This is a genomic window from Streptomyces sp. Tek67B01, assembly GCF_055231995.1.
Map to the genome: position 1 here is coordinate 2,031,748 of NZ_JBUYUY010000001.1, position 25,964 is coordinate 2,057,711.

23 protein-coding genes are annotated in these 25,964 nt (G+C 72.8%); 12 read left to right on the plus strand and 11 right to left on the minus strand.

What is annotated here, in order from left to right:
* Positions 1–54 precede the first annotated feature (54 nt).
* The 5 genes from ACV7NM_RS08965 to miaA form a co-directional block, all read right to left on the minus strand.
* Positions 55–1,647, minus strand: coding sequence for a M1 family metallopeptidase (locus ACV7NM_RS08965; RefSeq protein ID WP_463409803.1), 1,593 nt, complete (start codon positions 1,645–1,647; stop codon positions 55–57).
* Positions 1,648–1,839: 192 nt separating this feature from the next.
* Entirely contained in the window at positions 1,840–3,927 is a 2,088-nt protein-coding gene (locus ACV7NM_RS08970) for a RelA/SpoT family protein (protein WP_463409804.1), read from the minus strand.
* Between the two features lie 140 nt (positions 3,928–4,067).
* On the minus strand, positions 4,068–4,943 hold the full coding sequence (gene dapF, locus ACV7NM_RS08975) for a diaminopimelate epimerase (RefSeq protein WP_463409805.1): 876 nt from the start codon (positions 4,941–4,943) through the stop codon (positions 4,068–4,070).
* Between the two features lie 23 nt (positions 4,944–4,966).
* Positions 4,967–5,614 (minus strand): hypothetical protein, encoded by a 648-nt coding sequence (locus ACV7NM_RS08980; RefSeq protein WP_463413878.1) that lies wholly within the window; start codon positions 5,612–5,614, stop codon positions 4,967–4,969.
* Between the two features lie 111 nt (positions 5,615–5,725).
* On the minus strand, positions 5,726–6,664 hold the full coding sequence (miaA, locus tag ACV7NM_RS08985; RefSeq protein ID WP_463409806.1) for a tRNA (adenosine(37)-N6)-dimethylallyltransferase MiaA: 939 nt from the start codon (positions 6,662–6,664) through the stop codon (positions 5,726–5,728).
* A gap of 395 nt (positions 6,665–7,059) precedes the next feature.
* Here miaA and ACV7NM_RS08990 point away from each other — a divergent pair, with 395 nt between their 5' ends.
* The gene (locus tag ACV7NM_RS08990; RefSeq protein ID WP_463409807.1) at positions 7,060–7,305 is read left to right on the plus strand and encodes an antitoxin; all 246 of its coding nucleotides are present in this window, start codon (positions 7,060–7,062) and stop codon (positions 7,303–7,305) included.
* Positions 7,306–7,479: 174 nt separating this feature from the next.
* Here ACV7NM_RS08990 and ACV7NM_RS08995 read toward each other — a convergent pair whose 3' ends face one another.
* Both ACV7NM_RS08995 and miaB read right to left on the minus strand, forming a co-directional pair.
* A complete protein-coding gene (locus ACV7NM_RS08995) occupies positions 7,480–8,205 on the minus strand; it encodes a class III extradiol ring-cleavage dioxygenase family protein (protein WP_463409808.1) in 726 nt (241 codons plus the stop codon).
* 144 nt (positions 8,206–8,349) lie between these two features.
* Positions 8,350–9,873: a tRNA (N6-isopentenyl adenosine(37)-C2)-methylthiotransferase MiaB gene (gene miaB / locus ACV7NM_RS09000; RefSeq protein WP_463409809.1), complete on the minus strand. Its 1,524-nt coding sequence runs from the start codon at positions 9,871–9,873 to the stop codon at positions 8,350–8,352.
* A gap of 122 nt (positions 9,874–9,995) precedes the next feature.
* Between miaB and ACV7NM_RS09005 the strand changes: the two genes are divergently transcribed.
* Positions 9,996–10,991, plus strand: a complete 996-nt coding sequence (locus tag ACV7NM_RS09005; RefSeq protein WP_463409810.1) for a TAXI family TRAP transporter solute-binding subunit — start codon at positions 9,996–9,998, stop codon at positions 10,989–10,991.
* Here ACV7NM_RS09005 and ACV7NM_RS09010 read toward each other — a convergent pair.
* Positions 10,981–11,991, minus strand: coding sequence for an ROK family protein (locus ACV7NM_RS09010; RefSeq protein ID WP_463409811.1), 1,011 nt, complete (start codon positions 11,989–11,991; stop codon positions 10,981–10,983). The genes ACV7NM_RS09005 and ACV7NM_RS09010 overlap by 11 nt on opposite strands.
* Before the next feature lie 29 nt (positions 11,992–12,020).
* Complete coding sequence (locus ACV7NM_RS09015; RefSeq protein WP_463409812.1) at positions 12,021–13,226, minus strand: LacI family DNA-binding transcriptional regulator; 1,206 nt, start codon at positions 13,224–13,226, stop codon at positions 12,021–12,023.
* Between the two features lie 393 nt (positions 13,227–13,619).
* Between ACV7NM_RS09015 and ACV7NM_RS09020 the strand changes: the two genes are divergently transcribed.
* Positions 13,620–14,906 carry a glycoside hydrolase 5 family protein gene (locus tag ACV7NM_RS09020; RefSeq protein ID WP_463409813.1) on the plus strand — a complete coding sequence of 429 codons (1,287 nt, stop codon included), beginning with the start codon at positions 13,620–13,622 and terminating at the stop codon, positions 14,904–14,906.
* A 122-nt stretch (positions 14,907–15,028) separates the two neighbouring features.
* Positions 15,029–17,170: an endo-beta-N-acetylglucosaminidase gene (locus tag ACV7NM_RS09025; RefSeq protein WP_463409814.1), complete on the plus strand. Its 2,142-nt coding sequence runs from the start codon at positions 15,029–15,031 to the stop codon at positions 17,168–17,170.
* 3 nt (positions 17,171–17,173) lie between these two features.
* Here ACV7NM_RS09025 and ACV7NM_RS09030 read toward each other — a convergent pair whose 3' ends face one another.
* Both ACV7NM_RS09030 and ACV7NM_RS09035 read right to left on the minus strand, forming a co-directional pair.
* Positions 17,174–18,586, minus strand: coding sequence for a sensor histidine kinase (locus tag ACV7NM_RS09030; RefSeq protein ID WP_463409815.1), 1,413 nt, complete (start codon positions 18,584–18,586; stop codon positions 17,174–17,176).
* A gap of 12 nt (positions 18,587–18,598) precedes the next feature.
* Positions 18,599–19,309 (minus strand): response regulator transcription factor, encoded by a 711-nt coding sequence (locus tag ACV7NM_RS09035; protein WP_463409816.1) that lies wholly within the window; start codon positions 19,307–19,309, stop codon positions 18,599–18,601.
* A gap of 273 nt (positions 19,310–19,582) precedes the next feature.
* Between ACV7NM_RS09035 and ACV7NM_RS09040 the strand changes: the two genes are divergently transcribed.
* From ACV7NM_RS09040 to ACV7NM_RS09075, 8 genes are all read left to right on the plus strand, one after another.
* Positions 19,583–20,368 carry an amino acid ABC transporter ATP-binding protein gene (locus ACV7NM_RS09040; protein ID WP_361318239.1) on the plus strand — a complete coding sequence of 262 codons (786 nt, stop codon included), beginning with the start codon at positions 19,583–19,585 and terminating at the stop codon, positions 20,366–20,368.
* Positions 20,369–20,455: 87 nt separating this feature from the next.
* A complete protein-coding gene (locus ACV7NM_RS09045; protein WP_463409817.1) occupies positions 20,456–21,307 on the plus strand; it encodes a glutamate ABC transporter substrate-binding protein in 852 nt (283 codons plus the stop codon).
* Positions 21,308–21,390: 83 nt separating this feature from the next.
* On the plus strand, positions 21,391–22,065 hold the full coding sequence (locus ACV7NM_RS09050) for an amino acid ABC transporter permease (protein ID WP_463409818.1): 675 nt from the start codon (positions 21,391–21,393) through the stop codon (positions 22,063–22,065).
* Positions 22,062–22,946 carry an amino acid ABC transporter permease gene (locus ACV7NM_RS09055; RefSeq protein ID WP_463409819.1) on the plus strand — a complete coding sequence of 295 codons (885 nt, stop codon included), beginning with the start codon at positions 22,062–22,064 and terminating at the stop codon, positions 22,944–22,946. The genes ACV7NM_RS09050 and ACV7NM_RS09055 overlap by 4 nt, the downstream gene beginning before the upstream one ends.
* Before the next feature lie 214 nt (positions 22,947–23,160).
* Positions 23,161–24,753 (plus strand): FAD-dependent monooxygenase, encoded by a 1,593-nt coding sequence (locus ACV7NM_RS09060; protein WP_463409820.1) that lies wholly within the window; start codon positions 23,161–23,163, stop codon positions 24,751–24,753.
* 32 nt (positions 24,754–24,785) lie between these two features.
* Entirely contained in the window at positions 24,786–24,872 is an 87-nt protein-coding gene (locus tag ACV7NM_RS09065; RefSeq protein WP_311318651.1) for a putative leader peptide, read from the plus strand.
* 96 nt (positions 24,873–24,968) lie between these two features.
* The gene (locus ACV7NM_RS09070) at positions 24,969–25,511 is read left to right on the plus strand and encodes a cupin domain-containing protein (protein WP_463409821.1); all 543 of its coding nucleotides are present in this window, start codon (positions 24,969–24,971) and stop codon (positions 25,509–25,511) included.
* On the plus strand, positions 25,508–25,921 hold the full coding sequence (locus ACV7NM_RS09075; RefSeq protein ID WP_463409822.1) for a rhodanese-like domain-containing protein: 414 nt from the start codon (positions 25,508–25,510) through the stop codon (positions 25,919–25,921). The genes ACV7NM_RS09070 and ACV7NM_RS09075 overlap by 4 nt, the downstream gene beginning before the upstream one ends.
* Positions 25,922–25,964 lie beyond the last annotated feature (43 nt).

Below are 25,964 nucleotides of genomic sequence, written 5' to 3' on the forward strand. Positions count from 1 at the left end.
CGGCCTGTCGATGGTGACATGCCCGTTCGGCGCCCGTCACACGCTTTTCGGGTCTCAGGCCTTCTTCCCCGCTCCGGCCGTCTTTCCCGTCTCGCCCTTCTTCCCGACCTCGGCCGTCTTCCCCGTTTCGGCCGTCTTCCCCTCCCCTGCCGTCTTCCCCGCCCCGGCCGTCTTCGGAGCTTCGGCCGTCTTCGGAGCTTCGGGCGCGCTCCACTCCGGGTGTCCGGGCATCGGCGGGGTCGTGGCGCCGTACAGCCACGGCTTGAGGAAGGCTTCGAGGTCCCGCCCGGCCTCCCGTGAGGCGAGGCGTACGAAGTCGTCCGTGCCGGCGGTGGAGTCCGCGTGCTCGGCGACCCAGCGCCGCTCGACCCGGTCGAAGGCGTCGGCGCCGATCTCCTGGCGCAGGGCGTAGAGGATCAGCGCGGAGCCGTCGTAGACCACCGGCCGGAACAGTCCGATCTTCTCCCCGGGCGGGGCCGGCTTGGGCGCCGCCGGAGGGCCGCCGGCCGCACGCCACTGGTCGGAGCGCTGGTACGCCTCGCGCATGCGCCGCTCCAGGGAGTACTTGCCGAGGCCGTCCGCGTACAGCGCCTCGTACCAGGTCGCGTGACCTTCGTTGAGCCACAGGTCGGACCAGGTGCGCGGGGTCACGCTGTCGCCGAACCACTGGTGGGCGAGCTCGTGGACCATGACGGACTCGACGTACCACTGGGGGTAGGTGTTGGCCGTGAACAAACCGCTCTCGAAGAGGGAGAGGGTCTGGGTCTCCAGCTCGAAGCCGGTCTTGGCGCGCGCGATGAGCACGCCGTAGTTCTCGAAGGGGTAGCGGCCGACGCGCTTCTCCATCCACGCGATGTGCTCGGGGGTCTTCTTGAGCCAGGGCTCCAGTCGCTGCCGGTCCGCGGCCGGCACCACGTCGCGCAGCGGCAGCCCGTGCGGTCCGGTGCCGGAGGTCACCGCCGAGGTGCCGATGGAGACCTGGGCGAGCTCGGTCGCCATGGGGTGCACGGTCCGGTAGGTCCAGGTGGTGGGCGCTCCGGAGCTCCGGGCGGGGAGGGTGGCGGGCAGGGCGGCGGGCAGGCCGTTGGCGACGGCGGTGAGACCGGCCGGGGCGGTGATCCGGAAGGTGAAGAACGCCTTGTCGGCGGGGTGGTCGTTGCTCGGGAAGACCCGGTGGGCCGCGTCGGCCTGGTTGGCCATGGCGAGCCCGTCGTCGGTCGTCACCCAGCCGCCGTCGTCGCGGCCGCGCGGGTCGCTGGTGTGCCGGACGACGATGCGCAGCGGCGTGTGGGCCGCCACGGGGCGCGCGGGGGTCAGTACGAGGTCCTCCCCGGCGCTCTCGAAGCGCGCGGGTTCCCCGTTGACCTCGGCGGAGGCCACGGTGCCGTGGGTGAAGTCCAGGTTGACCCGCTGGAGGTCTTCCAGGGCCCGGGCGTCGATGACGGTGACGGCGTCGAGCGGGCTGTGGTTGTCCTTGTACGTGAAGGACAGGTCGTACGAGAGGACGTCATAGCCGGGGTTGCCGAGTTCCGGGAACAGGCGGTCGCCGATGCCGAGCGCCTTCGGCGGCGGCAGTACCGCGGCGACGAGGGTGAGGGAGGCCGCGGCGAGCAGCGCGGCGCGTAGGCGGGGGGAGGTGAGCTGCATCCACCATCGCTTACCAGTGCCCGGCGTCCCGTTGCGACCGGCGCGCGACGGGGCCACCCGAACGAGGCCGCCGGGCCGGGGACCGGCCTACGCGCGCACGGGCGCCCGTGAACGACGGGCCCCCGGGTACCCCCGAGAAGCGTGATGACCCGCGGGGCCGGGAACCCTGGAGCCCTGGAGCGCTCGGGCGGGCTATGCCCGGCTGACGTCGTAGACGCCCGGCACGTCGCGCATCGCCCGCATCAGCGCCGGCAGTCCGGCCGCGTCGGGGAGCTGGAGGGTGTAGGTGTGTCGGACCCTCTGTTCGACGGGCGGTTCCACGGTCGCGGAGACCACCTCGACCCCCTCCCGGGCGATCGCTTCGGTCAGATCGGCCAGCAGGTGCGGGCGGCCGAACGATTCGGCGACCAGGGTGACGCGGCAGTCCGCGGTGGCCCGCCAGTGCACGGCGACCGAGGTGCGGCCCACGGCGCGCATCTGGGCCACGGCCGGGCAGTGCACGCGGTGCACGGTGACCGCCCCGCCCCGTACGACGAATCCTGCGACGGCGTCCGGCGGCACGGGGGTGCAGCAGCCGGCGAGTCGTACGTGCGCGTTCGGCAGGTCGGCGACGGCGTTGCCGCCGCCTCCGCGCGCGCCCACGACGGACAGGGGGGCCCGCGCGGCGGTGGTGGTGGCCGTGGCGTCGTCGGGGTGGGCTTCGAGCCAGCTGCTGATGGCGATCCGGGCGGCGGGGGTGGTGGCGTGCTCCAGCCAGTCGGCGGCCGGCCCGGAGGACGCGTCGTGGGCGAGCAGCGGTTGCACGGCGTCGCCGTCGGAGAGCGGGGAGGACAGCGAGGTGAGGCGCCCGTTGACGCGGGCTCCGATACAGCCGTGGGCCGCCTCGCCGTACTGGGCGTAGGCGGCGTCGATACAGCTGGCGCCGGCGGGCAGGGTCAGGGCGCGCGGCGAGGTGGCGGCGGCGTCCACGCCGAACACGGTGATCTCCCGGTCCTGGGCGAGTTCGGCGCGCAGGACGGTCCAGAAGGTGTCGGGGTCGGGCGCGGACTGCTGCCAGTCGAGGAGGCGGGACAGCCAGCCGGGGCGGGTGGGGTCGATGCGTTCCTCGTCGCTGTCGGCGGCTTCGCCGGTGGTGTACGGGTTGCCGAGTGCCACTACGCCGGCCTCCGCGACGCGGTGCATCTGCCGGGTGCGGACGATGACTTCGGCGACGTGCCCGTCGGGCGTGGCGACGGCGGTGTGCAGCGATTGGTAGAGGTTGAACTTCGGGACGGCGATGAAGTCCTTGAACTCGGATACCACCGGTGTGAAGCAGGTGTGCAGTTCGCCGAGCACCCCGTAGCAGTCGGCGTTCTCGGCGACGAGGACGAGGATGCGCCCGAAGTCGGAGCCGCGCAGGTCGCCGCGTTTGCGGGAGATGCGGTGGACCGAGACGAAGTGGCGCGGGCGGACGACGACTTCGGCGGCGATGCCGGCGTCGCGCAGGACGGCGCGCACGGAGTCGGCGATGGCGGGCAGCGGGTCGTTCTCGCCGGTGTGCGCGGCGATGAGCGCGCGGGTGTGCTCGTACTCCTCGGGGTGCAGGATCGCGAAGACGAGGTCTTCCAGTTCGGTCTTCAGGGCCTGGACGCCGAGCCGTTCGGCGAGCGGGATGAGGACGTCGCGGGTGACCTTGGCGATGCGGGCCTGTTTGTCGGGGCGCATCACGCCGAGGGTGCGCATGTTGTGGAGCCGGTCGGCGAGTTTGATGGACATGACCCGGACGTCGTTGCCGGTGGCGACGAGCATCTTGCGGAAGGTCTCGGGTTCGGCGGCCGCCCCGTAGTCGATCTTCTCGACTTTGGTGACGCCGTCGACGATGAAGCAGACCTCGTCGCCGAACTCCGCGCGGACCTGTTCGAGGGTCACCTCGGTGTCCTCGACGGTGTCGTGCAGCAGGGACGCCGTCAACGTGGTGGTCTCCGCCCCGAGTTCGGCGAGGATGAGGGTGACGGCGAGCGGGTGTGTGATGTACGGCTCACCGCTCTTGCGCATCTGACCGCGGTGGGAGGTCTCCGCGAGGAGGTAGGCGCGCCGCAGGATGGACAGATCGGCGTCCGGATGGTGGGCACGGTGGGCCTCCGCGACGTGCCCGATGGCGTCCGGGAGCCGGTCGCGGGACGGCGGACCGAGCAGGGCGGCGCGCCCGAGCCGACGCAGGTCAAGCCTGGTTCGGCTCCGTCTGCGCAGCTCAGGGCGCGCTTCGGGATGTGCTTCGGGGTTCGTGGCCTCTGCACTCATGGGAACCTCCGGCGGCTTCGACCGGCGGTGGTGGGCATGGGGTGAGCCCTCAGGGCCGGTGCCTGATGTTACCGACCCCACCACGTGGCGCAGTCCACCTCTCGCACAGCGTGAAACGGATCACCCATTAGAGGGAAGCTTCAGGCGAAAGCCGTTTCGGCGAGCCAGGCCGCGTCGAACTCTCCGGAGGCCACGATGACGGCCGGTCCGGTCATGTCGATCCGCCCGTCGGGGTGTTCGGTGATGAGGAGCGTGCCGCCGGGGAGGTCGACGGTGTACGTGACCGGCTGCCCGGTGAGGGCCGGGTCGGCGCCGTCCCTGCGGATGGCGGCCACGGCGACGGCGCAGGCGCCGGTGCCGCAGGAGCGGGTCTCGCCGGAGCCGCGCTCGTGGACGCGCATGGCGACGTGCCGCGGGCCGCGGTCGACGACGAACTCGACGTTGGCCCCCGTGGGGTAGGCGGACGCCGGGCTGTACGGCGGGGCGGTGTGCAGGTTCCCGGCGTCGTCGAGGCTCTCGACGAAGGCCACGGCGTGCGGGTTCCCCATGTTCACGTTCCGCGCGGGCCAGGTGCGCTCGCCCACGGAGACGGTGACCTCGCCTTCGGGCAGTTCCGCGCGGCCCATGGACACGGTGACGTCGCCGGTCTTGTCGAGGTGCACGTGCTTGACGCCTCCGCGCGTGGCGACGGCGAGGTCGCCGGGCTCGACGTGGCCGGCGTGCTGGAGGTAGCGGGCGAAGACGCGCACGCCGTTGCCACACATCTCGGCGACGGAGCCGTCGCTGTTGCGGTAGTCCATGAACCATTCGGCTTCGCCGGCCATGTGCGAGGCCTCGGGGTGGGACGCGGACCGCACCACGTGCAGCACTCCGTCCGCGCCGATGCCGGCCCGCCGGTCGCAGAGCTTGGCGACGGCGCCCTCGGGCAGCTCGATGGCGTTGTCCGGGTCCGGGACGATCACGAAGTCGTTCTCGGTCCCGTGGCCCTTGAGGAAGGAGAGGGTGGTGTGCGTCACCGGCCCATCGTAAAGGACGGCCCTTACCGCAGTCGGGCCACCCGGTACACGGCCAGCGCCACGACGGCCAGCGCGACCAGCGCGTAGAGCGCGACCATGCGCCAGTCGGGGCCGCGGCCGCTGCCCCGCGGCGGAAGCCCGGGCAGGGAGTACCCGACCCGGCGCGCGGCCATCATCCCCCAGCCACCGGCGCAGGCACTGATGAGGAAGCCGAGCATCGCGACCACGGCTCCGCCGTCGCCGAACTCGAAGGCGAGCGGGAAGGCGAACATCAACGAGCCGGAGGCGGCCAGCATCACGATGGGCGTGATCTGCCAGATGCGCAGGCGGCGCTGCGGGCGCAGTTCGACCTCGAACTCGGGGCCGGTGGCGCCCTCCGCGACGGGGTCCGGGGCGTCCGGGCCGTCGGGGGTCAGGCGCGCGGGATCGGCGGGCAACCCGAGCACACCGGGAGCGTCGGGCCCGGCGGGCCGCGGCGGTCCGGGTTCCTGGCGCGGCACCGGCCCGGAGGCAGGGTCCGGCGCGGGCCCGGCAGACCCCGCGGGCCCGGCAGACCCCGCGGGCCCGGCAGACTCCGCGGACCCGGCGAACCGCGCGGGCCCGCTGTGAAGCATCGGGTCCGCTTCTCGCCCGGTGTCGTCCCGCCCAGTGTCACGAGGGCCGGCCTCCATAGCCACGCGCCCTCCCCACTCGGACTTCGTACGCCGCTGTTCAGCAGTTTGATGATGGCACGGTCCAGAGGCCGAGACGGGCGCGCGGGGCGTCCCGATGCCATCACGTGATCAGGCTGTGACCGCTCGTTCGATCAACGACTGCGCGAGTCCGGGGAGTTCCCCCCGGTCCGCGGCCGCTCCGCTGAGCCAGTGCACGCGCGGGTCCCTGCGGAACCACGAGTCCTGGCGGCGGGCGAAGCGCTTGGTGGCGCGGACGGTCTCGGCCCTCGCCTCGTCCTCGGTGCACTCGCCCGCGAGGGCCGCCAGCACCTGCTGGTAACCGAGCGCGCGGGAGGCGGTGATCCCGTCGCGCAGCCCCCTCGCCTCCAGCGCCCGGACCTCGTCGACCAGCCCCGCCTCCCACATCCGGTCCACGCGCAGGGCGATCCGCTCGTCCAGCTCCGGCCGGGCCACGTCGACGCCGATCTGGACGGTGTCGTAGACGGACTCATGGCCGGGCAGGTTGGCGGTGTACGGCTGCCCGGTGATCTCGATGACTTCCAGGGCCCGGACGATCCGGCGTCCGTTGCTGGGCAGGATGGCGTGGGCCGCGTCGGGGTCGACGGCGGCCAGCCGGGCGTGCAGGGCGCCGGGACCGCGCAGCGTGAGCTCGTCCTCCAGCCGGGCCCGTACGACCGGGTCGGTGCCGGGGAAGTCCATGGCGTCGAGCGCGGCGCGGACGTACAGCCCGGAGCCTCCGACGAGGACCGGCGTGCGGCCCTCGGCGAGCAGGTCGTCGATCTCCGCGCGGGCGAGGCGCTGGTACTCGGCGACGCTCGCGGTCTCGGTGACGTCCCAGACGTCGAGGAGGTGGTGCGGAACGCCTTCGCGTTCCTCCGGCGTCAGCTTGGCGGTGCCGATGTCCATCCCCCGGTACAACTGCATGGAGTCGGCGTTGACGACCTCCCCGCCGAAGTGGTGGGCCAGGGCTACGCCCAGGTCGGACTTTCCGGCCGCGGTGGGACCGACGACGGCGATGACCCGCGGGGCGGGGGCTGCATTCCTCACTGCCACAGTCTCGCAAACCCTGCGGCGGATACCCGATCGAGTGACGTGTCGGGATGCGGTCGGGGTCGTTGCCTTGGCGGGGTTCCGGGCCCGGCGCGCCCGGGAACGGCCGATCGGGTCGAGGCGGAACTCCACTCGCACGAGTAACGTTTATGGGAGTAGACATGGGTGTTTTTGGCCGGTTTTTTGGCCGTAAGGATCAGGGTTCGACCGAAGAGGCCGTTCCCGAGGCTTTGACGGCCACGCCCGAGGAAGCGGAGGCCGTGCCCGCTGAGGCGGAGGATCAGGCGGCGGAGGCCGTTGAGATCCCGAAGCAGCAGTCGGTGGAGGCCGCCGCGGACAGCGAGACCGGCGAGGGCGCCCGTACGTAGCCACCGGCGAGGGAAAGGTGACCCATGGGCCTCCTGGACAATCTGAAGGCCAAGCTCGGGCCGGCGAAGGAGAAGGTCGGCGACCTCGCCCAGCAGCACGAAGGCAAGATCGGCGAGGGTCTGGACAAGGTGGCCCAGGTCGTGGACTCCAAGACCAAGGGCAAGTACAGCGACCGGATCACGAGTGGCACGAGCAAGGCCAAGGGCGCCCTGGGCAAGATCGCCCACCAGGACGGTCCCGGCGGGCCGACGCCGCCGCAGGCTCCCTGACGCGGTCCGTGAAGGGGTGCGTGGTCCTGAGGGCCGCGCACCCCTTCCGCGCGGGGCCGGGCGGGTACCGGGAACAGGTCGCGACGGCCAGGGGCTTCAGGCGCCTTCAGGCAGCTTGAGGATCAGGCGCGGGCTTCCGGCGCCAGGGCGAGGTCGCGCGGCGAGTGTGAGGTTTCAGGACCAGGCGGCGACGAAGTAACCCACCCCGTACGGGGCGTCCTCGTACAACAGCCGCCCGTCGAGCCCCGCACCCTGCGCGGCGCCCGCGAGAACCTGCCAGGGCGCCCGGCCGGCGGCTTTGAGTTCGGCGGCGAGCGTCACGTCGAGGGCTGCGAGGGCGGCGGTGTCCGCGGCGCCGAGGGCCGCCGCGGCGGCTGCGTCGAAGCCTTCGGCCCGCTCGTCGAGGTAGCCGGGCGCCTTCACGGTCCGGCAGGCGCTGCCGTCACCCATGACGAGCAGGGCGACCCGGTCCGCCCGGGCGGCGAGGTCCCGGCCCGCGCGCAGCGCCGCCTCGGTCTCCAGGGACTCCGCCACCGCCAGCCCCTCGACGGACGCGCCCCAGCGGGCTCGGCCCAGCAGCCAGGCGCCGACGGCCAGGGCCGGCGGGAGCGGCCGCGCCCCGTCGCCCTCGCCGTCGCCCTCGCCCTCGCCCCCGCCGAGCCGTACGCCGGCGTCGACGCCGAAGGCGTGGAAGCCCCCTCGGGAACCATGCGGATACGGGCCGGTCTGGCCGGCCTCGGCGGCGCCCACGACGACCAGCAGGCCGGGGCGGGACGCGGCCAGCACGGCGAGCGCGTCGGAGCAGGCGGTGCGGGCGCCGTCCAGTTCGGCGGCGGCGCCCGCGGCGACCTCCGGCACGAGGAGCGGCGGGGCGGGACAGACGGCGGCGGCTACGAGCATGATCCGCAGCCTAGCCGTCGCCGGGCGACGCGGGGGGCGGGCCGGCCGTTCTCCTGCCGGAGCCGGAGCCGACCGAAACCGAGCCGGAGCCGATACCGAGCCGACGCCCGAGCCGTGACCGGCGCGGCCGGACCGAACGCCGCGTCAGGCCGAGGGGGCCGCGCAGCCGGAGGTGGCGACCGGGAGGGGGGCCGGGACGCCCAGGGTGGGGATGCCGAGCATGACGCCCGCCGGCTGGGCCGGGGCCGCGTTGCGCTTCTCCCACGCGTCGCCGGCGCGCGTACGGCGCACGGAGCGGGTCGGGCCCTCGGCGAGCAGGTGGTGCGGGGCGGCGTAGGTGATGTCCACGGTCACGACGTCACCGGGGCGCACCTCCTCGTCAGGCTTCGTGAAGTGCACGAGACGGTTGTCGGGGGCCCGGCCGGAGAGCCGGTGCGTGGCGCCGTCCTTGCGGCCCTCGCCCTCCGCGACCATGACCTCCAGCGTGCGGCCGACCTGCTTCTTGTTCTCCTCCCAGGAGATCTCCTCCTGGAGGGCGACCAGACGCATGTAGCGCTCCTGGACGACTTCCTTGGGGATCTGCCCCTCCATCTCCGCGGCGGGGGTGCCGGGGCGCTTGGAGTACTGGAAGGTGAAGGCGTTCGCGAAGCGGGCCTCGCGCACCGTGTGCATCGTCTGCTGGAAGTCCTCCTCGGTCTCGCCGGGGAAGCCCACGATGATGTCGGTGGAGATCGCCGCGTGCGGGATCGCGGCGCGGACCTTCTCGATGATGCCGAGGAAGCGCTCCTGCCGGTACGAGCGGCGCATGGCCTTGAGGATCGGGTCCGAGCCGGACTGGAGCGGCATGTGCAGCTGCGGCATCACGTTCGGGGTCTCGGCCATCGCCGCGATCACGTCGTCCGTGAAGTCGCGCGGGTGCGGGGAGGTGAAGCGGACCCGTTCCAGGCCCTCGATCTGTCCGCAGGCGCGCAGCAGCTTCGAGAAGGCCTCGCGGTCGCCGAGGTCGGAGCCGTAGGCGTTGACGTTCTGGCCGAGCAGGGTGATCTCCGAGACGCCCTCGGCGACCAGGGCTTCCACCTCCGCCAGGATGTCGCCGGGGCGGCGGTCCTCCTCCTTGCCTCGCAGGGCGGGGACGATGCAGAAGGTGCAGGTGTTGTTGCAGCCGACGGAGATCGAGACCCAGGCGGCGTACGCGGACTCGCGGCGGGTCGGCAGCGTCGAGGGGAAGGCCTCCAGCGACTCGGCGATCTCGACCTGCGCCTCTTCCCGTACGCGGGCGCGCTCCAGCAGGACGGGCAGCTTGCCGATGTTGTGCGTGCCGAAGACGACGTCGACCCAGGGAGCCCGCCGGACGATGGTGTCCCGGTCCTTCTGCGCGAGGCAGCCGCCGACGGCGATCTGCATGCCGGGGCGCTTGGTCTTCATCGGGGCGAGCCGGCCGAGGTTGCCGTACAGCTTGTTGTCGGCGTTCTCACGGACCGCGCAGGTGTTGAACACGACGACATCGGCGTCACCGTCGGAGCCCTCGGGCGCCCGCGTGTAGCCGGCGTCCTCCAGCAGACCGGAGAGCCGCTCGGAGTCGTGCACGTTCATCTGGCACCCGTAGGTGCGCACCTCGTAAGTTCCCTTGACGTCCACTGCCGTGCTCCGGTCGCTGCTGCTGGTCATGGAACAAGGGTAGGCGCTCCCCGGCGGCCCTCCGGCCCCGAGGGCCGCCTGGCACCGGTCGGGCCCCGCGCCGTGCCGCCGGGCCGTGACAGGACGCGGGGCGGGGTGGCAGGATCGCCGGCGTGCACCTCGTACCGCCCCGCGTGAGCCGGCGCCGCGCCCTGTGGGGCCTGGCGGCGCTGCTGGCCGTCTTCGCGCTGTCCGTGTGGTGGCTGAGGCCCTTCGGGGAGCCGGAGCCGAGGGGTGAGATCACCTTCAGCACGGGGGTGCCCACCGGGGTCTACCACCGTTACGGGGACCTGTTGCAGCAGGCGCTGGCGACGGACATGCCCGGTATGAAGGTGCGCCTGGAGCCCAGCGAGGGCTCTCAGCAGAACCTGCAGCGGGTGGCCGCCGGGGAGGCCGACTTCACCATCGCGACGGCGGACGCGGTCGCCAAGTACAGGCTCGACGGAAAGCCCGGAGCCGGGCGGCTGCGCGGCGTCGCGCGGCTCTACGACGACTACGTGCAGCTGGTGGTGCCCGCGGGGTCGCCGGTGCAGTCGACGAAGGACCTCAAGGGCAAGCGGGTCGCGGTCGGCCAGGCCGGCTCGGGGGTGCGGTTGATCTCGGACCGGTTGCTGGCGACGGCCGGGTTGGACCCGGAGCGGGACATCACCCCGGTGTCGATAGGCATCGACACCATGCCGGCGGAGATGGAGGCGGGACGGATCGACGCGTTCTTCTGGTCCGGCGGCCTGCCGACCACCGCGGTGCGCGAACTGTCCGAGCGGTTCGAGATCCGGCTCGTGCAGTTGGGCGACCTCGTCGACCGGCTCCAAGGCACGGGGACCCCGTCCCGCTACTACCGATCGGCGGTTATGCCGCAGGACGCGTACGCGCGGGCCCGCAACACCTCGTCGGTGGCCACGCTGGCGGTGCCGAACCTGTTGGTGACCAGGGACGACACCAGTCCGGAGCTGACCGAGCGGTTCACCGGGACGGTGATCTCCAGCCGCGACCGGATCGGCCACGAGGTGCACGCCGCGCAGCTGGTGGACCTGCGGACGGCGATCTACACCGATCCGCTGCCCCTGCACGAGGGCGCGGCCCGGTACTACCGCTCGGTCAAACCGTAGGGCCGCCGACCGGTCCGCCCAGCAGCATCGTCGCCGCGGCGGCCGCGCCGATCAGGCCCGCGTCGGTACCGAGGCTCGCCGGGACCACCTTGAGGTCCCGTACGAAGGACAGGGCCGCGTACGAGGCCAAGTGCCGCCGGATCGGCTCGAAGAGGGTGTCCCCCGAGGCGGCCACCCCGCCGCCGATGACCGTGACGCCCGTCTCCACGAGGGTGGCGGTGGCCGCGATGGCGGCGGCCAGGGCCCGGCCCGCCCGGTCGAAGGCGGCGACGGCGACGGGATCGCCGGTCCGGGCGGCGGCGGCCACTCCCGCCGCGGTGGCGTCCTGGTCCGCGGTGGGGGTCCAGCCCTGGGCGAGGGCCCAGCGGGCGATGGCCGTGCCGGAGGCGATGGATTCGACGCAGCCCCGGCCGCCGCACACGCACGGCTCGCCGTCGAAGGCGACGCTGATGTGTCCGATGTGACCGGCGTTGCCTGTGGGGCCGGGGTGGAGGCGGTTGTTGAGGATGAGGCCGCCGCCGACGCCGGTGGAGACCACCATGCACAGGGCGTCGGCGTGGCCCCGCGCGGCGCCCAGCCAGTGCTCGGCCGCCGTCATGGCCACGCCGTCACCCGCCAGCACGGCCGGGATCCGGGCTCCGTGGGCCGCCAGCTCAGCCGAGACCCGGTCCAGGACGGGGAAGTCGCGCCAGGCACCGATGTTGACCGGGCTCACCGTGCCGCGCGAGGTGTCGACCGGTCCGGCGCTGCCGACGCCGCAGCGGACCACCGAGGGCCACAGGGCGCCGCGCGCGAGATCGGCGAGGACTTCGACGACCGCGGCCATCACCCCTTCGGCGTCGCTCCCGCGCGGGGTCGGACGGCGGGTGGTGGCCGTCATGGCGCCGTCGGGGTGCACCAGCGCGCCGGCGATCTTCGTCCCGCCGATGTCGATCGCCACGGTGAGCCCGTCGGCCGGGCCGGGGCGCGCGGAGGGGTCGGAGGGGTGAGTGGTGGTCACGGCGGCGCTCTCCTGGAAGGGGTCGGGGTTCAGTATGCCGCCGGGGCCTGCGCCGTACTGTCCCGGGGTTCCAGCCGGGGCAGCTCGCTCTCCCGTACCCGCGGCGGGCCCCCGGCCAGGACGGCGAGGAGTTCCTCGGCCGCGAGCCGGCCGAAGGCCGTCGTGTCGCGGACCAGGGCGGTCAGCCGGGGGTGGGTGACGCGGCACAGGGCGGAGTCGTCCCAGGCCACGAGGGACAGCCGGGACGGGACGGGAATGCCGAGCTCGGCGGCGACGGCGGCGCCGGCCACCGCCATCACGTCGTTGTCGTAGACGAGGGCGGTGGGCGGCCTCGGATCGGCGAGTACGCGCCGGGTGGCTGCGGCGCCCTCCGCGTCGGAGTAGTCGGTCACCACCGAGCGGACCTGCCCGGGGCCCAGCCCGTGCCGCTCGGACCAGGCGCGCAGCGAGGCCATCCGGCGGGCGGTGTGGGCGAGGCCGGGCAGGCCGGCGATGTGGGTGATCCGGCGGTGCCCGAGCCGGTGGAGGTGGTCCAGTACCTGGGTCATGGCCCCGGCGTCGTCCGCCCACACCGTGGACAGGGTGGCGGGTACGCCCTCCGGACCGGGGGAGCCGTCCCGTCCGGCGCCCTCGGGAACCCGGCTCGCCGCGCCGCCGACCGGGTCGCCCACCGAGCCGTCCGTCACGTCGCCCGTCGGGCTCATCGCCGCCGTGGTCACCGTCGCCTCCGTCGCCTCCGTTGTCACCGTCGCCTCCGTTGTCACCGTCGCAGTCGTGCCGACCATCACCGCGGGGAGGCCGAGCCCGGTCAGCAGCTCCGGCCGGGGGTCGCGCGTACGCGGGTCCACGACGACGACCCCGTCCACGCGTCGTTCCGCCCACCAGCGCCGGTAGACCGCGCACTCCGCGTCGATGTCCTCCACCACCTGGAACAGGAGCGCGATCCGTCCGGCCGCCAGGACCTCCTGTATGCCGGAGACGAGTTGGAGGAAGAACGACTCCACGCCGAGGGTGTGGGCGGGCCGCGCGAGGACCAACCCGACCACACCGGCGCGCGCCCCCGACAGGGCCCGGGCCGCGCTGTTGGGCTGCCAGCCGAGCTCCTCGGCGACGCGCCGGATGCGGGCCCGGGTGTCCCGGGAGACGCCGGGCCGGTCGTTGAGCGCGAAGGAGACGGCGCTCTCCGACACCCCGGCGCGGCGGGCGATGTCCTTGATCGTGGGTCTGCGGGCCATGGCCGGCTCATCCTCCTGCGGTGGCGCGAACTGCGATGGCCGGACCGTACGCGATCCCGCGCGGGTGAGGCGCCTCCAAGTGGCATGGCACATCGGGGCGGGACGAACGGGCCGCACACTCGAAGGGGGAGTGGAAGTAGGGCCGCAACAAGGGCAGTTCACGAGGGAAATAGCCGCCGAAAAGACGACTGAAGCGCATCGGCGCGGCCGGGCGGCCGATCTGCGCACCCGTGCCCGCAGGGCCTTAAGCGCATAAGTTCCCCTGCCGACAATCCGGTTGCGTCAACTCCGCCGCGCGGCCCGCGCACGGCGCGAATGGCCCTGTTGACTTAGTCCCGAACACCCGGCAGTTTGCGGGGAGTCCGCTGAATTCCTGCGAACTCCGGGACCCACATGCCCGACGAATGCCCCCCTCCACCTCCCCTCCGCGCCCCACGCTTCGGCGTCAACTACACCCCCGCGCACGGCTGGTTCCACCACTGGTTGGACTTCGACCTCGACGACGTACGGGCCGACCTCGATTCGGTCGCCGCCCTCGGCCTGGACCACGTCCGCGTCTTCCCGCTCTGGCCGGTGTTCCAGCCGAACCGCACGCTGATCCGGCCGCGCGCGGTCGAGCAGCTCGTCGCGCTCGCCCACGCGGCCGCCGAACGGGGGCTGGACGTCGCGGTGGACGGTCTGCAAGGGCACCTGTCGAGCTTCGACTTCCTGCCCGCGTGGACCGGGACCTGGCACCGGCGCAACATCTTCCACGACCCGGACGTGGTCGCCGCGCAGGAGGAGTACCTGACCACGCTGGCCGCCGCCCTGGCCGACCGGCCGAACTTCCTCGGCATGACGGTGGGCAACGAGATCAACCAGTTCGCCGACGCCCCGCACCCCGACCCCGACCGCGTCGACTCCGCCCGGGCCGCCCGCTGGCTGGAGCGGATGCTGGCCGCCTGCGACAAGGGCGCTCCCGGCCGGTTCCACGTACACGCCGAGTACGACGCCGCCTGGTACCGGGACGGGCACCCCTTCACCCCTGCCCAGGCGGCCCGGCTGGGCGCGGCCACCGCGGTGCACTCCTGGGTGTTCAACGGCACGGCGCAGCGCCACGGGGCCACCGGGACGGCGACCGAGCACCACGCGGCGTACCTGATCGAGCTCTCCAAGGCCTGGGCCTCGGACCCGCACCGGCCGGTGTGGCTCCAGGAGGTGGGGGCGCCGGCCCCGCTGGTGCCGCCGGAGCGGGCCGCGCGGTTCACGGAGGCCACGGTGGCGAACGCGCTCGACTGCGCGGACGTGTGGGGGGTGACCTGGTGGTGCTCGCACGACGTGTCCCGGGAGCTCGCGGACTTCCCGGAGCTGGAGTACGGCCTCGGCCTGCTCACCAACGACGGCCGGATCAAGCCCGCCGGGGCGGCGCTGGCCCGGACGGTCGCCCTGTGGCGGGGCAGTGAGCACCGGCCCGCGCCCCGCTCGACCGCGCTCGCCGTCGATGTCGGCGGGGCGGAGGCCGCGCCCGGCCGGTCGGTGTGCGGGCCGGGCGGGGCGTTCTTCGAGGCCTGGGCGGCGCTGACCTTCCGGGGGCTGCGTCCGGCGGTGGTCCTGGCGGACCTCGCCCACGATCGGGGCCACCTGTCGGCGCGCGGCATCACCGAGGTACTGCGCGTGGACGACGTCACGGGCACCGCCTGAGCCCGCGCCGCGCCCACGCGCATCCCTGAACCCCACACCCCTGAACCCCGCACCGCTGAACCCCGCACCGCCTGAACCGGCACCGCCCGACCCGCCCCCGACGCACCGTCCGAGGAGCCCCCGTGCCCGAGTCCGGCAGCAGCGCCAACCCCCGCACCCCCGCCGCCCGCGCGCGTCCGAGCCGGCGCGGCCTGCTCGCCGGCGGGGCGGCCTCCGGGGCGGCCGCGCTCCTGGGAGCGGGAGCCCCGGCCCTGGCGGCCACCGCCCCGACCGCGCCCACCTCTCCCCCGGCCGCCCCGACAGCTCCCCCGGCGTTGGCCCCGTACGCCTCCTACTGGTTCCCCGACTCTCTGCCCGGTGGCGCCCCCGGCCCCGGGGTCACCTGGCGCTCCCTCGCCGGGTGGACGCCCGAATCGGACCCCGACCTGGCCCACAACGCCTCGTGCGTCCCGCTCGCGCCCCGGTTCACCCCGGTGCCGCCGCATCCGGGCGCCCGCGCCGACCAAGCCCGTATCTGCGCGCTGGTCTCCTTCGCGCCGACCGCGCGGAACCCCTCCCAGGGCTCCGCGACCGCGGACTACTACGCCCTCACCCACTGGGCGTACCTCGACGAGCTGGTGTTCTGGGGCGGATCGGCCGGCGAGGGCATCGTGCTCGCGCCGAACGCCCCCGTCGTCGACGCCGCCCACCGCAACGGGGTCCGGGTGCTGGGCAACGTCTTCCTACCGCCCGTCGCGTACGGCGGTGATCTCCAGTGGACCCGGGACCTGGTCCAACGGGACTCCCTGGGCCGGTATCCGATCGCCGCGAAGCTGGTCCGGGTGGCGCGCGCGTACGGCTTCGACGGCTGGTTCGTCAACGCCGAGACCGACGGAGGCGACAGCGCCCTGGCCACCCGGATGCGGGGGTTCCTGCGCGCGCTGCGCGGCGCGGGTGAGCCGTACGGTCTGCGGATCACCTGGTACGACGCCATGAACAGCACGGGGAGGGTCGGCTGGCAGGGGGAACTCGACGCCCTCAACCAGGAGTTCTTCGAGGACCGGGCCGGTCGGGTCGCGGACACGATGTTCGTCGACTTCCGGTGGACCGCGCGTTCCCTGGCCGCTTCCGGAGCGCTCGCCGCCCGACTGGGGCGGTCGGCCTACGAGTTGTGGGCAGCGGTGGACACCGAGGCCCGGGGCTGGGACACGCCCGTCGACTGGGACGCCGTCATCCCGCGCGACCGCGATCACGTGGTCGGCTACGGCTTCTACCGGCCCGAGTGGACGCTCGGCCACCTGTCCGACCGCTCCCCCGGCGCCTTCCACCAGGCCGACGACCGTTTCTGGACCGGCGAGTCCCTCGACCCCTCCCGGCCCGCGCCCGAAACGGGCTGGCGGGCCCCGGCGACCGCCGTGGCGGACCGCTCGACCGTCGCGGCGCTGCCCTTCGCCTGCGCCTTCAACACCGGGCACGGGTTGCGCTGGTACGAGGACGGGCAGGTCACCTCGGACGCGCCGTGGAACCACCTCGGGCTCCAGGACCGGCTCCCGGGCCGTCGCTGGGCCGTGGAAACCGACGGGGTGCGCCCCGCCGTGACCCTGGATTTCGCCGACGCCTGGCGCGGCGGCTCCAGCCTGCTCGTGGCGGGCGGGCTCACCGCGCCCGTCGTCATCGGCCTGCACTGCACCCGCCTGCCCCTGTCCGGTCCCACCATCGTGGAACTGGTCCACGCCGCCGGGTCGGGCCCGGTGGCGGTGGAGGTCGGGATCGCCCTGCGCGAGCCGGCCGCCCCGGGCGACCCGGTCCCGTACACCTGGCTCACGACCGCGACCCGGAGCACCGGGCGTGGTTGGCTGCGCGCCCGGGCGGCGCTCGACGCGCCGGCCGGGACGACGGCGTACGCGATCGCCGTACGGATCACCTCGCGCGGGACGGGGCCGGTGCTCTGGCGGCTCGGTGCCCTGACGGTGCGCGACGCCACCGCGCGGCGGCCCCCGGCTGCCCCGGACGCCCTGAGGGTGGACGCCTGCGCCCGGCGGGACGGTACGGCCGAGCTGCGCCTCTCCTGGCGCCGGGCGGCCGGGCCGGTCCGCCACTACGAGCTGCACCGGAGGCTCCCCGACGGCACCCGTCGCTTCCTCGGCGGCACCTGCGGCACTGCCCTGTACCTGCCCGCCGTCAGCCGCTGCGGTCGGGAGCCCGCGACCGTGTTCGAGGTACGGGCCGTCGACGAGCTGTACGCCGGCTCCGCCCCGGCCCGTACCGCACTCGGATGGGACTGAGCCTCAGGAGGCGTGCGGGCCGGTGCGCGGGACCGTGACCGTCACCCGAAGTCCGTGGGGCGGGTTCTTCTCGTACGAGAGGGACCCGCCGCCCGAGGCGAGCAGCGCCCGGGAGATGGACAGCCCGAGGCCGGAGCCCTTGACGTTCTGGTGGCGCCCGCTGCGCCAGAAGCGGTCGCCGACGCGCTGGAGTTCCTCCTCGGTCAGGCCGGGTCCCCGGTCGGCGACGACCACGTGGACCGTGCGGCCCTGCGCGGTGACCGACACCTCGACTTCCTCACCCTCGGGGGTGAACTTGAGGGCGTTGTCTATGACGGCGTCCAGCGCGCTGGACAGCGCGATGGGGTCGGCCCACCCGGTGACGGCGGCCGGGCCGGTCTCGGTCAGCCGTACGCCCTTCTCCTCGGCGTAGGGCCGCCAGGCGGCGACCCGTTCGGCCGCGAGCGCGCCCACGTCCGTCAGGGTGATCTCGGCGGTGGCGTGCTCGGCCAGCGCCAGGTCCAGCAGGTCGTCCAGGACCTGGGTCAGGCGTTTGCCCTCGGTGCGCACGGAGGCGATCTCCGCGTTTCCCTCGGGCAGTTCGAGCGCGAGCAGCTCGATCCGCAGGAGCAGCGCGGCGAGCGGGTTGCGCAGTTGGTGTGAGGCGTCGGCGACGAACGCCCGCTGCTGCTCCAGTACGTCTTCCACGTTGTCGGCCATCTCGTTGAACGAGTGGGCCAGCCGCTGGAGTTCCGGGGGGCCGCCGGCGGCGGCGACCCTGGAGTTCATACGTCCGGTGGCGATGCCGTGCGCGGCGGCGTCGAGGGTGCGGACGGGCTTGAGGACCCAGCTGGTGAGCCGCAGGGCGGCTCCGAAGGCCAGCAGCATGGCGGCGGCGAGGCCGCCCGCGATCAGCAGCCAGCCTTGCAGGATGCGGGCGCGCAGTTGGCCGGTGGGCGATTCGGTGGCGACGACGGCGACCACGTCCCCGTCCAGGACGACGGGGGAGGCGACGAGCAGTTTGGCGTTGGTCTGCCAGGGCCACACCTGACCCGGGTCGTGGCTTCGGCGTCCGGCGAGGGCTTCCTCGAAGGCCCGGCGGCCCTCGCCCGATTCCGGGAGCTGCCACCAGCCGGGGGCGCGGACCATGGCGTTGTCGTCGCGGTAGAAGATGCCGACGCGGATGCCGTACAGCTCCTGGTAACGGGCCAGTTCCAGCTGGAGGGTCTCGCGGCGCTGGTCGGCGCCGGTGGCGGCGGAGCCCTCGGCGTCGATGACGAACTGGGCGAGGGCGGCGAAGCGGGCGCTGTCGTCGATCCGGTCGACGACCACCCGCTGCTGCTGACCGGCGGCGAGGCTGACGGCGAGCGGGAAGCCGAGGGCGAGCAGGACGCCCGCCATGAGGACGACGAGCAGGGGAAGCAGCCGGGCGCGCACGACGGGACCTTGCTAGGGGGCGGGCGGGGCGACGAGCCGGTAGCCCACCCCGCGCACGGTCTCGATGAGGGCCGGCATACGGAGCTTGGAGCGCAACGAGGCGACGTGGACTTCGAGGGTCCGCCCGGTGCCCTCCCAACTGGTGCGCCACACCTCGCTGATGATCTGCTCGCGCCGGAAGACGACGCCGGGGCGCTGGGCGAGCAGTGCGAGCAGGTCGAACTCCTTGCGGGTGAGCGGGACGTCGGCGTCGTCCACGGTGACGCGGCGGGTGGGCAGCTCGATGGCGACGGGCCCGAGCCGGACCACGGACGGGACGCCGGTCCCCGTGGCGGCGGCCTCCTCGGAGGCGCCGGTGCGGCGGGCGACCGCGTGGATGCGTGCGAGGAGCTCACCGGTGTCGTAGGGCTTGACGACGTAATCGTCGGCGCCCATGTTCAGGCCGTGGATGCGCGAGCGTACGTCGCCGCGTGCGGTCACCATGATGACGGGCGTGGCGGTGCGCTTGCGGATCTTGCCGCAGACCTCGTAACCGTCCTGGTCGGGCAGGCCGAGGTCGAGCAGGATCACCCCGTAGGGAGAGGTCGGGGCACCCGCCGGCAGCAGGGCGTGGAGGGCCTCCTCGCCGCTGCGGGCGTGGGTGACCTGGAAGCCGTGCCGGGCGAGGATCGCGGACAGCGCGGCGGCGACGTGGTCGTCGTCCTCGACGAGCAGCAGTCTCACTCAGGTCCCCTTTCCTCGATCGGTCGATGGCACGCGCGCGTGGCCACCCTGCATCCACGCCGATGCAGAGTCCCACGTCAAGAGGGTTCAGGTCTCGCGAGTCTTCCGTTATGCACCCGGTACGCGTAAGAAAGAGCGTGGACCGCGGTCGCCCACGGAGCGTATCCGGGCGAGGCCGGATCGTTATGCTCAATTCTCCCTCAGATGTGATGACGGTGTGAGCGTCACGTCACTACTGTCCTCCCAACCGACGGAGGACGGAGCAAGAAGCCGATGAGCGGAGTATCAGTGACCAAGGACGTTCAGGACGCGGCGGGGGCCGCGGACGGCCTGGTCGTACTGAGCAACGTCAACAAGCACTTCGGCGCGCTGCACGTGCTTCAGAACATCGATCTGAGCATTGCCCGCGGTGAGGTCGTCGTGGTGATCGGTCCCTCGGGATCGGGCAAGTCCACGCTGTGCCGGACGATCAACCGGCTGGAGACGATCGATTCGGGGACCATCACGGTCGACGGCAAGGAACTGCCTTCCGAGGGCCGGGAACTGGCGCGGCTGCGGGCCGATGTCGGCATGGTCTTCCAGTCGTTCAACCTGTTCGCGCACAAGACGGTGCTGCAGAACGTGATGCTGGGTCAGCTCAAGGTCCGCAAGGCGGACAAGGCGGCGGCGTTGGAGAAGGCGAAGTCGCTGCTGGACCGGGTGGGGGTCGGCTCCCAGGCGGACAAGTACCCGGCGCAGCTCTCCGGTGGTCAGCAGCAGCGCGTGGCGATCGCCCGGGCGCTGGCGATGGACCCGAAGGTGATGCTCTTCGACGAGCCGACTTCGGCACTCGACCCGGAGATGATCAACGAGGTGCTGGAGGTCATGCAGCAGCTCGCCCGGGAGGGGATGACGATGGTGGTCGTGACGCATGAGATGGGCTTCGCCCGCTCCGCGGCCAACCGGGTCGTCTTCATGGCCGACGGGAAGATCGTCGAAGAGGCCACCCCGGAGCAGTTCTTCGCCAACCCGCGCAGCGACCGCGCCAAGGACTTCCTGTCGAAGATCCTTCACCACTGACGGTCCTCGTCTGGTAGTGATCCGGTGACGGCCCGGAGCCACGTGTCGTCCGCCGTCCAACAACGTCTCATTCGAGGGAAGTTCACGATGAAGGTTTACAAGGCCGGTGCGGCCGTCGCCGCGGCCGTCGCTCTCGCCCTGACCGCGACCGCCTGTGGCGGCAGCAGCGACAAGTCCTCCGGTGGCGGCGGTGCGTCCGGTGACTCCAAGGGCAAGATCGTCATCGGCATCAAGTTCGACCAGCCGGGTGTGGGTCTCAAGACCCCCGACGGCAAGTTCACCGGTTTCGACGTCGACGTCGCGACGTACGTGGCCAAGGAACTCGGCTACGAGGCGAACCAGATCGAGTTCAAGCAGGCCGTCAGCTCCGAGCGCGAGAACCTGATCGCCAACGGCGACGTCAAGCTGGTCGTCGCGAGCTACTCGATCAACGACAAGCGCAAGCAGAAGGTCGACTTCGCCGGCCCGTACCTCCTGGCCCACCAGGACCTGCTGGTCCGCGCCGACGACACCTCGATCACCAAGGCCGAGGACCTCAACAAGAAGAAGCTCTGCTCCGTCACCGGCTCCACCTCGGCGCAGAACGTCAAGACCAAGCTCGCCCCGGAGGCCGACCTCCAGGAGTTCCCGGGCTACTCCGAGTGCCTCACCGGCCTGGAGAACAAGGCCGTGGACGCCCTGACCACGGACAACTCGATCCTGGCGGGCTACGCCGCGCAGGAGAAGAACAAGGGCAAGTTCAAGCTGGTCGGGCTGAACCTGAGCAACGAGAACTACGGCATCGGCCTCAAGAAGGGCGACAAGGACCTGCAGACCAAGGTCAACGCCGCTCTCAAGAAGATGGTCGCGGACGGTGCCTGGGAAGCGGCCGTGAAGAAGAACTTCGGGCCGGCCGACTACAAGAACGAGCCTGCCCCGCAGATCACCGAAGGCAGCTGATTCCCCGGTGAGGAGCGTCGCCGCCCGCCTGCCGCGGGCGGCGGCGCGCCCCACCGGCCATCCTGGGGAGAGCGCAGGGCAACGTGTTCGACTTTCTTGATTCCGGGCAGTACGACCTGCTCGGAGCCTTCTGGGTGACGGTTCAGCTCACCCTCTACTCGGCGGTCGGTTCCCTCATATGGGGCACCGTCCTGGTCGGGATACGGGTCAGCCCGGTCCCGCTGATGCGCGGCTTCGCCGCCGTGTACGTCAACGTGGTGCGCAACACCCCGCTGACCGTGCTGATCCTCGCCTGTTCGCTGGGCCTCAGCCAGACCCTGGGCATCACGCTCGGCGGCGACACCTTCAAGGAGACCGGCTTCCGGCTGGCCGTCCTGGGTCTGACCGCCTACACCGGCACCTTCGTCTGCGAGGCGCTGCGCTCCGGCATCAACACCGTGCCCGTCGGGCAGGCCGAGGCCGCCCGCGCGCTGGGCCTGAGCTTCTTCCAGGTACTCACGCTGGTCGTGCTCCCCCAGTCCTTCCGGGCGGTCATCGCGCCGCTCGCGAACGTACTGATCGCCCTCACGAAGAACACCACCGTGGCGGCGGCCATCGGCGTGGCCGAAGCGGCCCTGCTGATGAAGGAGATGATCGAGAACGAGGCGCAGGCGCTCTTCGAGGTCTTCGCGGTGTTCGCCTTCGGCTTCGTCGTACTCACCCTGCCCACCGGCCTGTTGCTCGGCTGGGTGGCCAAGCGAATGGCGGTGAAGCGATGAGTACCGTGCTGTACGACACCCCCGGCCCCAAGGCCAAGGCCCGCAACTGGATCTACTCCGCCGTCTTCCTCGTGCTGCTCGGCCTGGCCCTGTGGTGGGCGCTGGGCCTCATGGCGGACAAGCACCAGCTCGACGGGGAGAAGTGGAGCCCGTTCGTCACCGACGGCCAGATCTGGACGACGTTCCTGATCCCCGGCCTGCTGGCGACGCTCAAGGCCGGTCTGATCGCGATGGTGATCGCGCTTCCGCTCGGCGCGTTGCTCGGCATCGGCCGGCTCTCGGACCACGCCTGGGTGCGCGTCCCGGTCGGCGCGGTCGTGGAGTTCTTCCGGGCCATCCCGGTCCTGATGCTGATGCTGTTCGGTTTCGCCCTGTACGTGAAGTTCTCGAACGTCGAGTCCGAGATCCGGCCGCTGTACGCGGTGGTCACGGGCCTGGTCCTGTACAACGCCTCGGTCATCGCCGAGATCGTCCGAGCCGGCATCCAGTCGCTGCCGCACGGGCAGACCGACGCGGCCAAGGCGATCGGCATGCGCAAGGGCCAGACCATGGCGTACGTCCTGCTCCCGCAGGCCGTGACCGCCATGCTGCCGGCGCTGGTGAGCCAGCTCGTGGTGATCCTCAAGGACACCGCGCTCGGTGGCGCGGTCCTGGGTTACGGCGAACTGCTGTCGATGAACCGGCAGATCTCGGCGAACTACAGCAACACCATCCCGACGCTGATCGTGATCGCGGCGCTGTTCGTCGCGGTGAACTACGCCCTCGCCGCCTCCGCCTCCTGGCTGGAGCGCCGGCTGCGGCAGTCGAAGAAGAGCACCGGCGCGGTCGTGGGTGTGGCGGAGGCGAGCGACCTGGCCACGGGCAACAACAGCACCGGGTGAGTGCCGCCCGGCGGTCGGCGACCGTTCGCGCGGACCACCCCCGCTGACGGTAAGTCCGCTGATGCGAAGTCAGTCATAGTGCGTAGCCTGTGTGGTGCGGCGGAACCCTCCGCCGCACCACACAGTGCTGTCCGGACCGGTGTCACTTGACGCAGGCACCTCCAGTCGGTTGCATACGTTGTGTGATCACATACCGGACATCGGGAGCCGCATCATGGACCCGGTGATCGTCGTCGGCGGGGGGCCCGTCGGGCTGTCGCTGTCCCTCGCCCTGGCCGGCCAAGGCGTGCCCTCCGTCGTCCTGGACGAAGGGCCCGGCAAGGACGAGCCCCGACCGGCCCGTTCCGTCGTCCTGCACTCCGACACCGCCTCCATGGCCCACCGGCTCGGTTGTACGACACTGCGCGACGAGGGCGCGTACTACGCCGCCTGGCGCACGATGCGGCGGGGCCGGGACTCCCGGCGGATCACCTTCGAGGACCACCCGGCGCCGCTGCACCTGCCGCAGCACGCGCTGACGCGCGGCCTGCGGGACGCCGCCGTCGCCGAGCCGCTGGTCCGGCTGGTCACCGATACCCGGCTGGACGCCCTGGAGCAGGACGGCCGCGGGGTCACCGCCCACACGCTGGGCGCCGAGACCACTTGGTGGCGCGGAAGCCACCTGGTGGGCTGCGACGGAGCCCGCTCGACCGTACGCAAGCTGCTCGGTATCCGCTTCCCCGGCCGGACCGCCGTCGAGCGGCACGCCGTCGCCGCCCTGCGTACCGAACTCCCCTGGCCAGGCGAGGCCTTGCTGCACCGGGGCGCGACGGGCGAGGTCACCGCGCGGCCGCTGCCCGACGGGGTGTGGCGGCTGGACTGGATGCTCCCGCCGCGCGGCGGCCTCGTCACCCCCGACGCGCTCGTCACCCTGATCCGCGACACCCTGGCGGCATGGTGCGGCGGCACGACCCCCCCGTACGACCTGATCGACACCGGCGTGCACACCCTGCACCACCGTCTCGCCCGGCGTTGGCGCGACGGTCGGGCATTCCTCGCCGGGGACGCGGCGCACCTGCTGGGCGCGCTCGGCACGCAGGGGGTCGAGGAGGGGCTGCGGGACGCCGAGAACCTGGCCTGGAAGCTCGCGCTGGACTGGCACCAGGGGGCATCCGAGGCGCTGCTGGACAGTTACGAGGAAGAGCGGCGCAGGGCGGTCGCTGCCCGGCTGCGCGTCGCCGACCAGGCGTTGCCGGCGCTGCGCGGTGGGGGCGGACTGCGTACGTACCTCCCCGGGGCGGCACGGTCCGCCGAGAGCCTGCTCACCGACGGCCACCTCGGCCGGGGCGCGTTGGGCGGGGAGCCGACGTACGCCCCGCCCGTGGCCGTACGGGAGGTGCCGACCGCCACCGAACCCGGCGGCCCGGTGGCGAACGTACCGGTGACCGCGCCCGACGGGTCGACGGTGCCGCTGCGGGACCTGCTGGGGCGGGGCAGGCTGCTGGTGCTCCTGGTCGCCCCGGGCACCGGGGTGTGGGACCGGCGGCACTGGCTGGGCGCCGGGCTGATGCCCCGGCTCGCGGCAGCCGTCAGCGCCCTCCCGGTGCGGGCCGAACTCCTGGTGGCCGACGGTTATCCGGGGGCTCCCGCGCACACCGTGCTGCTCGTCCGCCCCGACGGCCATCTGGCGGCGACCTTCGCCGGGGTCCGGCCGGCGGAACTGTACGAGGCGGCCGACGCCGTCCGCTGCGGTCCCCCCGCTCCGGCGGGCGGCGTTCCCTCGCCGCTGGAGGAGACGTCCACCACGCCCACCGGGGTGATCGATTGACCCTCTTGTCTTCTCGTGCTTCACTCGCGGTCATGACCGGCAACGACGTGCGCCTGTGGCGGAGGGTCCACATGGACCTGCTCCGCTACGCGGGCTGCGTGTGTCGCCCTTCCTGCTGATTCGCCCTTTCTTCCGCGCCGCCCCGGACCCTGGTCCCGTGTCCTTCCGGGACCGGCGGCGCGCACCTTCGCGAACTCCCAGGACGGTCATTCCTCATGTCTGCGCCCACGCACGCCCCTCCTCCTGCCACTGCCCCTGCCGCCGCCGCACCGACGACGGCGGAGTTGCTCGCCTTCGCGCTGCGCACCGCGGCCGACCCCGAGCTCGTCGCCTCGCTCCCCCTGGACCCGCAAGGGCGTACCTGGATCCGGCTGGACGGCCCCCGGGGCAGCGAGGCCTGGCTGATCGGCTGGCCGCCGGGCACCGGGACCGGCTGGCACGACCACGCGGAATCGCGGGGCGCGTTCGCCACCGCCCGAGGCAAGCTCACCGAGCACTCCTTGGCCGTACGCTTGCCATCGGAGGGGTGGCGGAGCCTGGAGCTGGCGCCGGACGTGGACCGCGGCCGGGGCGTCCGGGCGGGCGAGGGGCGCGGTTTCGGTGAGCACCACGTACACGAGGTGCTCAACGAGTCGCGGACCGAGCACGCCGTCTCGGTGCACGCGTACTACCCGCCGCTCCCGTTGATCCGCCGCTACAGCCGCACCGGCCCGGTGCTCAGGCTGGAGCACGTCGAGCGCCCGGCGGACTGGCAGTGAGCGGCGTGCCGCAGGGCATCGACGCCCTGGTCGACCGGCTCCGTACGACCTACGCGCGCGTCTCGCCCGACGAGGCCGACGCCGCACGGCGGAACGCGGGGGCCCTCCTGGTCGACATCCGCTACCAGGCGCTGCGCGAGCGGGACGGGCTGATCCCGGGCGCCGTGGTCGTGGAGCGCAACGAACTTGAGTGGCGGCTCGACCCCCAGGGGTCCCACCGACTCCCCGAGGCCACAGGTCATGACCTGCGGATCGTGGTGATCTGCAACGAGGGCTACGCCTCGACGCTGGCGGCGGCCTCCCTGCACGCGCTGGGCCTCCACCGCGCGACCGATCTGGCGGGCGGCTTCCAGGCCTGGAAAACGGCGGGCCTGCCGGTCGTCCCGCCGGACGCCGCCGCGCGATCGTGATCCCGGCGTCCCGCCGGCACCGATCCGGGGCCGTCCGGTGTCC

Excerpts from the sequence above, each read along its gene's own strand:
- ACV7NM_RS09020 (WP_463409813.1), top strand. The coding sequence starts at position 13,620 with ATGCCCGACGAATGCCCCCCTCCACCTCCCCTCCGCGCCCCACGCTTC.
- ACV7NM_RS08980 (WP_463413878.1), bottom strand. The coding sequence starts at position 5,614 with ATGGAGGCCGGCCCTCGTGACACTGGGCGGGACGACACCGGGCGAGAA.
- ACV7NM_RS09055 (WP_463409819.1), top strand. The coding sequence starts at position 22,062 with ATGAGTACCGTGCTGTACGACACCCCCGGCCCCAAGGCCAAGGCCCGC.
- ACV7NM_RS09065 (WP_311318651.1), top strand. The coding sequence starts at position 24,786 with ATGACCGGCAACGACGTGCGCCTGTGGCGGAGGGTCCACATGGACCTG.
- ACV7NM_RS08965 (WP_463409803.1), bottom strand. The coding sequence starts at position 1,647 with ATGCAGCTCACCTCCCCCCGCCTACGCGCCGCGCTGCTCGCCGCGGCC.
- ACV7NM_RS09070 (WP_463409821.1), top strand. The coding sequence starts at position 24,969 with ATGTCTGCGCCCACGCACGCCCCTCCTCCTGCCACTGCCCCTGCCGCC.
- ACV7NM_RS08990 (WP_463409807.1), top strand. The coding sequence starts at position 7,060 with ATGGGCCTCCTGGACAATCTGAAGGCCAAGCTCGGGCCGGCGAAGGAG.
- ACV7NM_RS09040 (WP_361318239.1), top strand. The coding sequence starts at position 19,583 with ATGAGCGGAGTATCAGTGACCAAGGACGTTCAGGACGCGGCGGGGGCC.
- ACV7NM_RS08970 (WP_463409804.1), bottom strand. The coding sequence starts at position 3,927 with ATGAGTGCAGAGGCCACGAACCCCGAAGCACATCCCGAAGCGCGCCCT.
- ACV7NM_RS08995 (WP_463409808.1), bottom strand. The coding sequence starts at position 8,205 with ATGCTCGTAGCCGCCGCCGTCTGTCCCGCCCCGCCGCTCCTCGTGCCG.
- miaB (WP_463409809.1), bottom strand. The coding sequence starts at position 9,873 with ATGACCAGCAGCAGCGACCGGAGCACGGCAGTGGACGTCAAGGGAACT.
- ACV7NM_RS09045 (WP_463409817.1), top strand. The coding sequence starts at position 20,456 with ATGAAGGTTTACAAGGCCGGTGCGGCCGTCGCCGCGGCCGTCGCTCTC.
- ACV7NM_RS09015 (WP_463409812.1), bottom strand. The coding sequence starts at position 13,226 with ATGGCCCGCAGACCCACGATCAAGGACATCGCCCGCCGCGCCGGGGTG.
- ACV7NM_RS09060 (WP_463409820.1), top strand. The coding sequence starts at position 23,161 with ATGGACCCGGTGATCGTCGTCGGCGGGGGGCCCGTCGGGCTGTCGCTG.